A 13606-nucleotide genomic window follows, 5' to 3' on the forward strand; every position below is an offset into this window, starting at 1 on the left:
CCTGTCTATCCGTTCTTTATTCTGAGAGCCATTTTGCTGCATCTTTTGCATGATACGTAATGATGAGTTCTGCTCCTGCACGTTTCATGCTTGTCAGCATTTCAAGAACAAGCTCTTTTTCAGAAATCCAGCCATTTTGAGCGGCGGCTTTCACCATCGCATACTCTCCGCTCACATTATAAGCAACAACAGGGAGTGTAAATTCATTTTTCACATCACGCATAATGTCTAAGTAAGAAAGAGATGGTTTGACAATCAAGAAGTCAGCTCCCTCTTCTACATCAGATTGCGCTTCTCTTAGTGCTTCTAAACGGTTTGCAGGGTCCATTTGATATGTTTTACGATCTCCAAACTGTGGTGTACTATGTGCCGCATCACGGAACGGACCGTAAAAAGCACTTGCATATTTCACCGCATATGACATGACAGGTACATGAATAAAGCCTGCTTCATCAAGCGCCTCACGAATGGCAATAACAAATCCGTCCATCATATTTGAAGGCGCGATGATATCTGCACCTGCACGCGCTTGGCTGACAGCAGTTTTCGCTAATAGCTGAAGAGATTCATCATTTAAAATTTCTCCATCTTCAACGATTCCGCAGTGTCCGTGATCTGTATATTGGCATAAGCAAGTGTCTGCAATGACCACGAGCTCTGGGAAATGCTTTTTGATTTCAAGCGTTGCTCTTTGAACAATGCCATGATCGTGATACGCCTCACTGCCTACATGATCTTTATGATCCGGCACACCAAATACAATGATCGATTTAATGCCAAGATCAACAAGCTCTTGGACTTCTTCTTTCACGAGGTCTACAGAAATGTGATATACACCCGGCATTGAAGAGACTTCTTTTCGGACATTTTCTCCCTCTACAAAAAAGATCGGGTAAATGAAATCAGATGGTCTTAAAAAGGTTTCTCTGACTAATTCTCTCATTCCTGCGCTTGTCCGCAATCTGCGGTGTCTATTAAATTTCATCAATGGTTCAACTTCCTTTCAGATAAACGGCACATTAAATCAAGCATTCCGTCTATCGTATAAGTATCTGGGGTTTCAGAAGAAATCCCGTATTGAAGCAGTGCCTCTTTTGTCAGAGGACCGATCGTCACAAAACAGGTGTCAGATGCAGCAAGCTTCGCTGCGTCTTGTTCCATCACATGCATAAAAGAATGAACAGTGGATGAGCTCGTAAATGTAATAAAATCAAATGATTGCTTTGTCATTGCTGATTTGAGAGCAGCAATTCCTTCCTCATCCTTGACTGTTTCATATAAAATCCATTCTTTTACCTCTATGCCGAGCGGAATGAGGGTCTCTTTCACCACATCTCGTGACAGATGCCCTTTTGCAACAAACACACGCTCTCCTGGGCGTACATGGTCAAGTAATGCATCTGCCAGTTCCTCCGCTATAAATCGTTCTGGCACCACATCCACCTTCAAGCCGTGCTGCTCAAGATAGGCAGAGGTTTTCTCTCCTACAGCAGCCACTTTCAAATGGGTTAAGCTCTTATGTAAATGATGGTCTTTTATGTAATTCAGAAAAAAAGACGCACCATTCACACTCGTAAAAACAAGCCATTGGCTATTTTCTAAGTCCTTTAAAAAGGCCTGCGCTTTTTCTTTTGTGAGCGTAGGCTCAAACCGAATAAGAGAGGTTAAAACCGCATGGCCGTTCAGCGCTTCGATCTTTTGCTGAAACACGCCCGCTTGACGTTCATTTCGAGTGACAAGCACCGTCTGTCCGTGAAGCGATTTGCCTATGCTCATTGAGACAGATCCTTTTTCACCTTGTCGATCAAATCCTTTGCTCCCTTATCGGCCATCTGCTTCGCACACGCTGTTCCAATGGCTTCAGGGTCAGTGCCTGTGACGGTTTCTCGAATAATCGTGTGCCCATCAGCAGATGCAACAAGACCTGTTAGTTCAATTTCATTATGCTCATTCATCGTTGCATAGCCAGCGATCGGCACCTGACAGCTTCCATCCATTTGTTTGAGGAAAGCTCTTTCTGCAAGGACCGTTTTCTTCGTATATTCATTCGTAAATTGGGCGAGAAGCTTAAGCAGCTCTTCATCATCCCCGCGGCACTCAATCGATAGCGCGCCTTGTCCAACGGCAGGAAGGCAAGTCTCAGGAGATAAAAATTCCGACACGACCTCTTTGCTCCATCCCATTCTAGACAGACCGGCGGCCGCTAGAATAATGGCATCATACTCTTCATTTTTCAGCTTTTCCAATCTTGTATCAATGTTTCCTCGAATCCATTTAATCTCAAGATCTGGTCTCTCCTGAAGAAGCTGGGCGCTGCGCCGTAAGCTGCTCGTTCCCACAATTGCGCCCTTAGGCAGTTCGCTGAGACTCAGATGATCCTTCGAAATAAGTGCATCCCGCACATCTTCACGCTCAGGAATACAGCCAATCACTAAACCTTCCGGAAGAGCAGCCGGCATATCTTTCATGCTGTGCACCGCCATATCGATGTCATGATTCAGCATCGCCTGCTCGATCTCTTTAACAAACAGTCCTTTTCCGCCAACCTTAGATAAGGTCACATCTAAAATTTGATCACCCTTTGTCACAATTTCTTTTATTTCAAAAGAATAAGAAGGGTTTAGTTCAGACAGCTTTTGAATGACCCATTTTGTTTGTGTAATTGCCAGCTTACTTCGTCTAGAACCTACTTTAATTGTACGCAATACGTCTTCCTCCCGACAATGCCTTTAAGACTCATCATTATTGAAACCAATGAAAGGTTGATAAGCTACCAAGCAGAAAATAATTGATCATCAGCACAAGAAATGAAGCGACATTCCAAAATGCCACGATTTTGCCCTGCATATTTCTCACCAATCTGATATATAAGTAAAAGCCATATAAAAACAGCATAATAAACGAACCAAGCACCTTTGCATCTGTCCAGTACAACGTATCATACGAAATATATGCCCATATGATGCCAAGAATTAAACTAAGCAAGAGCATAGGCACACCAATAATGTTTAATACGTACGCCATATGATCCAGCTTTGATAAGTCTTCAATTCTCAGAAGCCATTTTCCCCATTTTTTCTTTTTCAGCAAACGATATTGAAAGAGATAAAGCAGTGAAAACGCAAATGAAAGTGAAAAGGCACCGTAGGATAAAATCGCCATCGTAATATGAATCACGAGCAGTTCACTCGTCAGCTTCCCCGTTAGTTCTGCTGAATGGAGATCAGATGGTGTAAAGGTGTGAATCGCCATCATGGAAAAACCGATCACATTTGTAAAAAAGACAATAAATTCAACGCGCAATACCTTTGTGAGCACAAGAGAAAGTGTCACAAGCACCCACGTATAAAAATATAACCCCTCTGCTACATTCAACACAGGGAATCGGTCTGTTTCCATCATAATATAGAACATGTAGACTGTTTGCAGCAGCCAGACAATAGAAAGCAACCAGAAAGCCATTTTTCCAGCCTTCCGGTTGTGTTGAAGAAAATCTATGAAATAGAACAAGACACTTAGTGCATAGATTAAGATCGTTGCTTCATTGAGTCTCGCTACAATGGATTCCATCATCGCTTAATCACTCACTGGCAACTGTAGCAAAGCCTTGCGCCATATTTGGTTTGAAAAGCTGAAATGATCCTTGCTCCACCTGCATCGGCTCGACCTTTTGCTCTTCATCTTCAACCTGTAAATCAAAGATTTCTTTAAAGAGTAAAAGCTTTTCCTCTGCATTCGGCTCCGCGGCAATTTCTTTTGCCTTTAAGATAGGGTCTTTCAGCATTTGGTTGATGATGCTTTTCGTATGTTTATTTAACAACTTCATTTCACGGTTTGTGAGGTTTGGAAGCTTCCGCTCAATACTCTGCATCGTATCGGCTTGAATCGTGAGTGCTTTTTCTCTAAGTGCAGAAATGACCGGAACAACACCTAACGTATTCAGCCATTGCTTAAATTCCACAATTTCTGCTTCAATCAGAAGCTCAACCTGCTCAGCCACTGCACGGCGCTCTTTTAAGTTGGCAGCCACGATGCCTTCAAGGTCATCAATGTCATACAAAAAAGCACCTTCTACTTCAGAAATAGCTGGATCTAAATCACGGGGTACAGCAATATCCACCATAAATAGAGGTCTGCCCTTCCGCTTTTTATTCGCACTTTCGACCATTTCTTTTGTAATGACAAATTGTTTCGCTCCCGTTGAGCTGATTAAAATGTCCGCTTCGGATAATGTTTTTTCTAATTGGTTTAAGCTCTTAGGCTCTCCCGAAAAACGACCCGCCAATTCCTTTGCCTTCTCAAACGTTCGGTTGATGACCGTTACTTGGCCAATTCCTTGACCTTGAAGGTTTTGAGCCGCCAGTTCGCCCATTTTGCCCGCACCAAGAATCAGGACATGCTTATCAGAAAGACGTCCAAAGATTTTTTTGGCAAGCTCAACAGCTGCATAGCTGACAGATACGGCATTAGACGCAATATCCGTTTCCGCATGAGAGCGCTTTGCAACGGTTACCGCCTGTTTAAATAAATAATTGAAAACGGTACCAATGGTCTTCTCCTCTTGAGCTACTTTAAAGCTGGAACGCACTTGACCGAGTATTTGCGTTTCACCAATGACCATGGAATCAAGTCCACAAGCCACACGGAATAAATGCTCAACCGCTCCATCGTTTTCATAAAACTTCAAATATGGAGAGACATCTTCCTTTTCTAAACCGAACCAATCGGCTAAAAATCTTTTTATATAAAACCGTCCAGTATGAAGCTGATCTACTACTGCGTAGATCTCTGTTCGATTACATGTTGAGATGACGATATTCTCTAGAATGCTTTTTTCTTCTTTAAGCTTGGACATCGCTGTTCCGAGCTCACTCGGTTCAAAGCTCAGCTGTTCCCGTATCTCAACAGGGGCTGTTTTATAATCTAAACCCACAACAAGAATATGCATAACTTCAGCTTGCACCCCCAACGCCCTGTCTAATTTATAATAATTACAATATAGAATTTATTATTTATAATGATTATAACATATATTCATTTTTAACTGGATAAAAATTGTGAACAGATTTCAAAAATGTTGTGATATAGTAGAAAAATGTTCGACACCAATTATGCCATATCATCACTTCAAGCAATTTACCAGATTTGGCGCGTGCGGACAAATGATCTGCTTAAAAGAAGGTGACATCTTTGAAGAAGAAATCCATTTTGCTGCCGCTCACTTTATTGGCTGTAGCGCTATATGCCATTCTCTCAGGAGGTCAATTTGACATTTGGAAGGATCAAGAGAAATGGTATACACTTGTACTGCTTTTTGGCCTCGCGTTCTTATATCAAGGAAAAAAGGAGCAAGAAAGCGCTCATGTGTTTATCGGTATGCTCATGACAGGCCTTTCGCTACACTTTATTCTACAGCCTAAATTGGACCACTGGCCTGACACATTTACAATGATTGTGTTCATCGTAGGACTTGCACTCTTTGTGAAATCATCTCAGAAAAAAGAATATCGAATTGAAAGTGTTGTGCTGATCGCACTCGGTTTGTTCCTTTATTTCTTTCAGCAAATTACAAAACAACTAAGTTCCCTTTCGATCCCTACTTCCGGCTTTGAATTGTACTGGCCTTATGTACTGATTGCTGTCAGTCTCCTCTTATTATTTTTAAAAAGGAAATAACTTATACAATAAAAAAGGCATCTGCTCATGGCAGATGCCTTCAGCGTAAAGACAAACCCTCGCATTCGGTGTCAGTCCTGCGTGCTGGTGCTCACGAATAACAAATTCGCTCCGCGCCAGTACTCGTCCTTTCTAGATTTCAAGGGTTTCTTATCACGCCGAAAAGAAGACAAAGAATAAAAAAAGCATCTGCTCATCGCAGATGCTTTTTTTTAGCCGTTTACCTTCGCAAGGATCGCATTCCAGGCTTCATCTTTTCCTTTTTTTGTTTCAGAAGAGAATAAGATGAGTTCATCTGATGGGTCAATGTCGAGCGTCTGTTTGACGACTTTCGCATGTTTTTCCCATTTGCCTTTTGGAATTTTATCCGCTTTTGTTGCGATGACGATCACGGGAACTCCGTAATATTTAAGGAACTCATACATGTTCACATCATCTACTGATGGCTTATGGCGCAGATCCACAATTTGGACGACTGCTTTTAATTCTTCACGCATTGTAATATACGTTTCGATCATTCTACCCCAGGCTTCGCGCTCTGTTTTTGATACTTTGGCAAAACCGTAGCCCGGAACGTCCACAAAATGGAGCATATCATTAATAATGTAGAAATTAAGCGTCTGGGTCTTACCTGGTTTAGAAGACGTACGCGCTAAATTTTTACGATTAATCAATGAGTTGATGAACGAGGACTTTCCAACATTTGATCGTCCAGCAAGCGCAATTTCAGGCAGTCCGCCGCTCGGGTACTGCTCTGGTTTCACCGCACTAATGACGATATCTGATTTTGTTACTTTCATCTTCCCTCTCCTACCAACGCTTTCTCAAGCACCTCATCTAAATGTGAGACCGGAATAAAGGTTAGTCCTTCTCTCACACTTTCAGGAATATCATCAATATCCTTCTCATTGTCCTTTGGAAGAATAATGGTTTTCAATCCTGCACGATGTGCGCCTAATGCTTTTTCTTTTAGTCCGCCAATCGGAAGCACTCTTCCTCTTAACGTTATCTCTCCTGTCATACCAACCTCTTTTGACACAGGACGTCCTGTGAGTGCTGATACAAGAGCCGTCGCAATGGTGATACCAGCTGATGGCCCGTCCTTTGGAACCGCACCCTCTGGAACATGGATATGAATATCGTGCTTTTCATTAAAATTAGGATCAATGTTCAGTTCATCTGCTTTGGATCGAATATAACTGAATGCCGCCTGTGCAGATTCTCTCATGACATCACCAAGCTTACCTGTTAACAAGAGCTTGCCTTTACCAGGAGAAAGCGATACCTCAATTGATAAGGTGTCTCCGCCAACAGTCGTATACGCAAGTCCTGTGACAACCCCGACTTGGTCTGTCGTTTCAGCCTGACCATAACGGTAAAGTCTTTTTCCGAGAAATTCAGATAAGTTCTTTTCCGTCACTGTGATGCGCTTGCGGTCTTCAGCCACAATCGCTCTTGCCGCTTTTCGGCAAATGGCCGCAAGCTGACGCTCTAATCCACGAACTCCTGCTTCTCTTGTGTAATAGCGAATCATATCATAAATCGCTGCTTCACGAAGCTGCAAGTTCCCTTTCTTTAATCCGTGCTCCTTTAGCTGCTTCGGCAGAAGATGATCTTTCACAATCTCTGCTTTTTCAACCTCTGTATACCCTGCAATCGTGATAATCTCCATTCTATCACGAAGTGGACCTGGAATGGTTGCTAAATTGTTGGCAGTGGCAATAAATAACACCTGCGATAAATCAAATGTCTCTTCAATATAGTGATCGCTAAAGTTGTGATTTTGCTCTGGATCCAGCACTTCAAGCATCGCAGAAGACGGATCACCTCTAAAATCAGAGGACATCTTATCGATTTCATCTAAAAGAAACACTGGATTCATTGTGCCTGCCTTACTCATCCCGCGAATGATACGGCCTGGCATCGCCCCTACATACGTTCTTCTATGTCCGCGAATTTCAGATTCATCACGCACCCCGCCAAGAGAGATACGGATAAACTTTCGATCAAGTGATTTAGCAATCGATTTGGCAAGTGACGTTTTCCCTACCCCAGGAGGTCCTGCTAAGCAAAGAATCGGTCCTTTTAATGAATTGGTCAGCTTCTGTACAGCAAGGTATTCAAGCACACGTTCTTTGACTTTTTCCAGCCCATGATGCTCATCATCTAAAATTTCACTTGCAAGCTTTAAATCTAGACGATCTTCTGTATAGATGCCCCATGGAAGATTGATCAGCCAATCAATATAATTTCGAATGACAGAGCTCTCCGCAGAGCTTGAAGGAATTTTTTCATAACGGTTCAATTCTTTTAACGCCGTTTCACGAACAGACTCAGGCATGCTGGACTCTTCGATTTTAGACATTAATGAACTGACTTCGCCTGTTTTCCCTTCCTTGTCTCCAAGCTCCTTTTGAATGGCTTTCATTTGTTCACGCAAATAATATTCTTTTTGCGTTCGTTCCATTGAACGTTTGACGCGCTGTCCAATTTTCTTTTCAATTTCAAGCACTTCTTTTTCATTGTGGATTAAGCTGATGACACGATTCAGACGTTTTTTGACATCCACTGTTTCCAGTACTTCTTGTTTGTCCTTTAATTTAAGCGGCAGGTGAGAAGCGACGATATCTGCCATTCTCCCCGGCTCCTCAATATCCGTCACCGTTGCATATGTTTCAGCTGAGATTTTTTTTGAAATTTTTATGTACTGATCAAAGTGATCTAACAAAGTGCGCATGAGTGCTTCTGCTTCTGCGTCCTTTAACTCTTCTTCTGCCAATTCTTTAATATCGACGGACGTATAGTCCTCCAGCTCCACGTATGACTCGATCTGCGCTCGATTTAAGCCTTCAACGAGTACACGAATCGTTCCATTCGGCAGCTTCAGCATTTGTTTGATTTTTGTGTAGGTGCCGACTTTGAAAATTTCCTCTTCACCTGGTTCATCTATTGAAATTTCCCGCTGTGTTGCTAGAAAAATCATATGATCGTTCATCATCGCCTGTTCTAATGCTTGAACAGACTTCTCGCGTCCAACGTCCAAATGCAAGACCATTGTTGGATAAACAAGCAAGCCTCGCAATGGGAGGAGCGGAACATTCTTTTTGATTTCATCTGCCATGTTGATTGACACCTCCGTCACTAGTATGAATCATTATAATATACCTGTTTCAGTCTTGTACAATGTAAAAGACTTGAGAAATGATGATCTTACCGTAGTATACCCTTTCTTTTTATCTTGAAAAAGAAAAAAAGATCTATTTCACTAAAAAATCCCCATATGTGATGGGGATTAAACAGATTTTCTTTTCATTTCCTCTTCTAGTCCATCTTTCTTCTCGTCTGGCGGGTTGACCAAACAGTGATCCAGCACCTCTTGGAAGTGCTTCACAGGCACAATGGTGACGCCTTCAATCTCTTTTAAGATCGACTGCTGGTTGTCATAAGGAATAATCACGGTTGTGGCACCAGCTTGTTTCGCCGCCTTAATCTTCGGTATCACACCGCCGATCGGCTTCACCTGACCCTGCAATCCGATTTCACCTGTCATTGCTGTCAGATGATCAATCGGGATTTGATGAATGGCAGAGAAAATCGCCGCCGCCATGGCAATCCCAGCAGACGGTCCATCAATAGGGGCACCGCCTGGAAAATTAATATGGATGTCATATTCATTTGTCCGTATCCCTAAGTTTCTCAGCACTGTTAATACATTTTCAACAGATCCTTTTGCCATACTTTTTCGTCGAATAGATTTAGACTGACTGCCAATGCTTTCTTCTTCTGCAATGCCTGTAATGTTGATACTTCCTTTTTCGAGTGCCTTACATATATTCACTTCAATCTCGAGCAAGGCACCGCTGTTTGGTCCGTAGACTGCCAGACCATTCACTACACCGACTTTTGGCTTTTCCGGTACTTTTTGTTCATATCTTGGTGTCAGCTGGCTTGAGTGAATGACCCACTCGACATCGGCGATCGTGATGTCTTTTCTGTTTTCCGTGACGGCCATTCCAGCGGCAATCTGCACCATATTGACTGCTTCACGGCCATTTTTCACATAAGAGGTTAACAGGTTCAGCCCTTCATCACATAATTCCTTTTGGATTTTCTGGACAGCCTTAGCAGCGACAATTTTCAGTTCATGCTGGTCAAGGTCCTTAAAGAAAATTTCCAAACACCTCGATCGAATCGCTGGTGGAATTTCTTCAGGTGTTCTTGTCGTGGCGCCAATCAATCGAAAATCAGCCGGAAGTCCATTTTGAAAAATGTCATGAATGTGATTCGGAATTTGAGTGTTTTCCTCACTGTAGTAGGCACTATCTAAAAATACTTTCCGATCTTCAAGGACTTTCAGCATTTTGTTCATTTGAATCGGATGCAGTTCCCCAATTTCATCGATAAACAGAACCCCGCCATGCGCATGCGTAACGGCTCCTTGTTTTGGCTGCGGAATGCCTGCCTGTCCCATCGCTCCCGCCCCTTGGTAAATTGGGTCATGCACAGAACCAATGAGCGGGTCTGCGATGCCCCGTTCATCGAATCTTGCGGTTGTGGCATCGAGCTCCACAAATACCGCATCTTTCTTAAACGGTGAATCAGCATGACGTTTCGCTTCTTCCATGACAAGACGGGCAGCGGCTGTTTTTCCAACCCCCGGTGGTCCATAGACAATGACATGCTGAGGATTCGGTCCGCACAGCGCTGCTTTTAGAGCACGAATGCCGTCTTCCTGCCCTACAATATCTTGAAACCCCTTTGGCCGGACTCTCTCTGATAAAGGCTCACTCAGCTTGATTGACCGCATCTTTCTGAGTGCTTCCATTTCTTTTTTTGATTCTTTATCTATCGTCACCTTTTGTGTGCGCTGATTTCGCAGTAAGTTCCAAAAGTACAGCCCGATGACGATACCAAAGAACAGCTGTATAAATAATACGATTCCTGTCCAGCTCAATCGGTGCTCCCTCCTTCATCTATCGTATGTATTGGTTTCTGTCTGCTAGTATTTCCTAGAGCTGGACGGAATAAACACGTCTTCGACGATAAATAAAAAACTCCTGAATCAAAATGATTCAGGAGCGAGACTTCTCTTATGCAGATGTTTTAGTATCTTTGTTGACGACTGTGCCATCCTTTAACACAAGACGCGGCGGCTCACCATCAGCAACCGTTGCACCAGTGATGACACATTTTTCAATATCATCACGAGATGGAAGGTCAAACATGACATCAAGCATGATGCCTTCAATGATCGAGCGAAGACCACGAGCTCCTGTTTTACGCTCAATTGCCTTTTTCGCAATTTCGCTAAGAGCATCTTCTTCAAATTCAAGCTCTACATCGTCAAGCTCAAGCATTTTTGTATATTGCTTAACAAGCGCATTTTTAGGCTTCGTCAAGATTTCTACAAGTGCTTTTTCATCTAACGGCTCTAGGCTTGCAATAACCGGCAGACGACCGATGAATTCTGGAATTAAACCGAAGCGAAGCAAGTCTTCTGGCAGTACTTTTGATAGAAGGACTTCTTTTTCAAGATCTTCGACTTTATTTTCCGCACCGAATCCAATTACTTTTTGACCTAAGCGGCGTTTGATGATTTGCTCAATCCCGTCAAAGGCTCCTCCACAAATGAAGAGGATGTTCGTCGTATCAATTTGAATGAATTCTTGATGCGGATGCTTACGTCCACCTTGAGGCGGTACACTAGCGACTGTTCCTTCAAGAATTTTCAAAAGGGCTTGCTGGACGCCTTCCCCAGATACATCGCGAGTGATAGAAGGGTTTTCTGATTTTCTTGCTACTTTATCGATCTCATCGATGTAGATAATGCCTTTTTCCGCTTTTTCTACATCATAATCCGCTGCCTGGATCAGCTTTAGTAAAATATTCTCTACGTCTTCACCAACATAACCCGCTTCAGTTAATGATGTTGCATCTGCGATCGCAAATGGCACATTTAAAATACGTGCAAGTGTTTGAGCAAGTAATGTTTTACCGCTTCCTGTTGGTCCAATCATAGAAATATTACTTTTCGAAAGCTCAACATCATCAATCTTGCTGTTGGAATTGATCCGTTTGTAGTGGTTATACACCGCTACAGCTAAGGATTTTTTCGCATTGTCTTGTCCGATGACATATTCATCAAGAATCTCCCGAATTTCATGAGGCTTCGGAACATCCTTGAATTCAACTTCTTCCTCTGTGCCGAGCTCTTCTTCAACTATTTCCGTGCAAAGCTCGATACATTCATCACATATATATACGCCAGGTCCTGCGACCAGTTTACGCACTTGATCTTGCGTTTTTCCGCAAAACGAGCATTTTAATTGACCTTTTTCCTCGTTGAATTTAAACATTCTTTCACCCCTTATTCTTCTTCACTTGCCTGTAGCTAACAGTCAGCTACCTTTCTGGGTCCAGTATGTATGCATTTTACCATACTTTCCTAAAAGACGGTAACGATGTGTTTCTAACACTGCACATTGAGATATGTATGACAGAAAGATGCGACTTACACTATCGTTTCCAAAAGAAGCGATGATAAGTCAAAAATTGTACAAAACAAGGCACGAGTCACTCGCGCCCTGTTTTATTATTATGCACCATATTAACGGTTTTCTACAAGAAAATCAATTGCTTTACGAACTTTTAGATCTTCTTTCATTGCTTCAGTAGATCCGATCGCTTGTTTGATATTTTCAATTGGCATGTTGTATGCTTCAGCCATTTTTGAAAGTTCTTCTTCCACTTCTTCGTCAGACACTTGTAAGTTTTCTGCAGCAGCAATTGCTTCAAGTGTTAGGTTAGATTTTACGCGTTTAGCAGCATCTTCTTTCATTTGCTCTTTCAGCGCATCTTCATCTTGTCCAGAGAATTGGAAGTAAAGCTCAAGGTTCATTCCTTGCATTTGAAGACGTTGTTCGAATTCTTTCATCATGCGGTCTAGCTCAGTGTCAACCATCGCTTGTGGGATGTCAACTTCCGCATTTTCAGAAGCTTTCGCAACTAGCTCTTCACGAAGTTTTCCTTCTGCTTCGTTTTCTTTTGCTTCTTCAAGACGTTTCTTCGTTTTTTCAGTTAACTCAGCAAGCGTTTCTACTTCTTCATCAACATCTTTAGCGAACTCATCGTCAAGTGCTGGAAGTTCTTTTGCTTTGATTTCATGAATTTTCACTTTAAATACAGCTGGTTTACCTGCAAGGTCTTCAGCATGGTATTCTTCTGGGAATGTAACTTCTACGTCTTTTTCAGCGCCAGCTTCAAGACCAACTAATTGCTCTTCGAAACCAGGGATGAATGAACCAGAACCTACTTCAAGAGAGTAGTTCTCAGCTTTTCCGCCTTCGAATGCTTCTCCATCAACGAATCCTTCGAAATCAAGAACAACTGTATCGCCGTTTTCGATTGCGCCTTCTTCTTTGACAACAAGCTCAGCTTGACGGTTTTGCATGCCTTTAAGCTCTTCTTGTACATCTTCATCAGTAACAGCTGTGTCGTCTTTTTCTACGTTAAGACCTTTGTAGTCACCAAGTTTTACTTCAGGCTTCACTGTTACTTTTGCAGTGAAGATTAAGTTTTCGCCTTTTTCGATTTTCTCAACATCGATTTCAGGGCGGTCAACTGGCTCGATACCAGCTTCGTCGATTGCTTTTGGATATTCAACCGGAAGAAGAATATCTAATGCATCTTGATAAAGAGATTCTACACCAAAACGCTGCTCGAAAAGACCACGTGGTACTTTCCCTTTACGGAATCCAGGGATCGATACTTGCTTAACCACTTTCTTAAATGCATCATCAAGTGCTTTGTTAAATGTTTCAGCGTCAACTTCTACAGTTAGTACGCCTTCGTTACCTTCTTGTTTTTCCCATTTTACTGACATGTGTGTTTCCCTCCAAAAATCTATTCAGATTGTGCGTTGCTCCATTCT

The 13606-nt window shown here is 42.4% G+C and carries 11 protein-coding genes; 1 reads left to right on the forward strand and 10 read right to left on the reverse strand.

Translation table 11 applies throughout. The features are described 5' to 3' along the window. Positions 1-16: 16 nt before the first annotated feature. From hemB to hemA, 5 genes are read right to left on the reverse strand one after another with little or no spacing between them, the layout of a single operon-like run. On the reverse strand, positions 17-985 hold the full coding sequence (hemB, locus tag MHB41_RS12580) for a porphobilinogen synthase (protein ID WP_268437179.1): 969 nt from the start codon (positions 983-985) through the stop codon (positions 17-19). Beyond that, entirely contained in the window at positions 985-1776 is a 792-nt protein-coding gene (locus MHB41_RS12585; RefSeq protein ID WP_024427833.1) for a uroporphyrinogen-III synthase, read from the reverse strand. The genes hemB and MHB41_RS12585 overlap by 1 nt, the downstream gene beginning before the upstream one ends. After that, positions 1773-2705, reverse strand: a complete 933-nt coding sequence (gene hemC, locus MHB41_RS12590; protein WP_024423173.1) for a hydroxymethylbilane synthase — start codon at positions 2703-2705, stop codon at positions 1773-1775. The genes MHB41_RS12585 and hemC overlap by 4 nt, the downstream gene beginning before the upstream one ends. Before the next feature lie 37 nt (positions 2706-2742). Then, on the reverse strand, positions 2743-3573 hold the full coding sequence (locus tag MHB41_RS12595; protein WP_025092450.1) for a cytochrome c biogenesis protein: 831 nt from the start codon (positions 3571-3573) through the stop codon (positions 2743-2745). Between the two features lie 7 nt (positions 3574-3580). Continuing rightward, positions 3581-4948: a glutamyl-tRNA reductase gene (gene hemA / locus MHB41_RS12600; RefSeq protein WP_024427831.1), complete on the reverse strand. Its 1368-nt coding sequence runs from the start codon at positions 4946-4948 to the stop codon at positions 3581-3583. Positions 4949-5190: 242 nt separating this feature from the next. Between hemA and MHB41_RS12605 the strand changes: the two genes are divergently transcribed. Then, the gene (locus MHB41_RS12605; protein WP_034279808.1) at positions 5191-5676 is read left to right on the forward strand and encodes a hypothetical protein; all 486 of its coding nucleotides are present in this window, start codon (positions 5191-5193) and stop codon (positions 5674-5676) included. A 212-nt stretch (positions 5677-5888) separates the two neighbouring features. Here MHB41_RS12605 and yihA read toward each other — a convergent pair whose 3' ends face one another. From yihA to tig, 5 genes are all read right to left on the reverse strand, one after another. After that, positions 5889-6476, reverse strand: a complete 588-nt coding sequence (gene yihA, locus MHB41_RS12610) for a ribosome biogenesis GTP-binding protein YihA/YsxC (RefSeq protein ID WP_024423177.1) — start codon at positions 6474-6476, stop codon at positions 5889-5891. After that, complete coding sequence (gene lon, locus MHB41_RS12615) at positions 6473-8797, reverse strand: endopeptidase La (protein WP_024423178.1); 2325 nt, start codon at positions 8795-8797, stop codon at positions 6473-6475. Before lon ends, yihA begins: the two co-directional genes overlap by 4 nt. A 171-nt stretch (positions 8798-8968) precedes the next feature. Next, on the reverse strand, positions 8969-10630 hold the full coding sequence (gene lonB / locus MHB41_RS12620; protein ID WP_073206715.1) for an ATP-dependent protease LonB: 1662 nt from the start codon (positions 10628-10630) through the stop codon (positions 8969-8971). A gap of 136 nt (positions 10631-10766) precedes the next feature. Next, entirely contained in the window at positions 10767-12032 is a 1266-nt protein-coding gene (gene clpX / locus MHB41_RS12625; protein ID WP_024423180.1) for an ATP-dependent protease ATP-binding subunit ClpX, read from the reverse strand. Between the two features lie 251 nt (positions 12033-12283). Then, on the reverse strand, positions 12284-13558 hold the full coding sequence (tig, locus tag MHB41_RS12630) for a trigger factor (RefSeq protein ID WP_024423181.1): 1275 nt from the start codon (positions 13556-13558) through the stop codon (positions 12284-12286). Positions 13559-13606: the final 48 nt, after the last annotated feature.

This window comes from Bacillus sp. FSL H7-0578 (genome assembly GCF_038630855.1).
In the GTDB taxonomy this organism is placed as follows: domain Bacteria; phylum Bacillota; class Bacilli; order Bacillales; family Bacillaceae; genus Bacillus; species Bacillus safensis.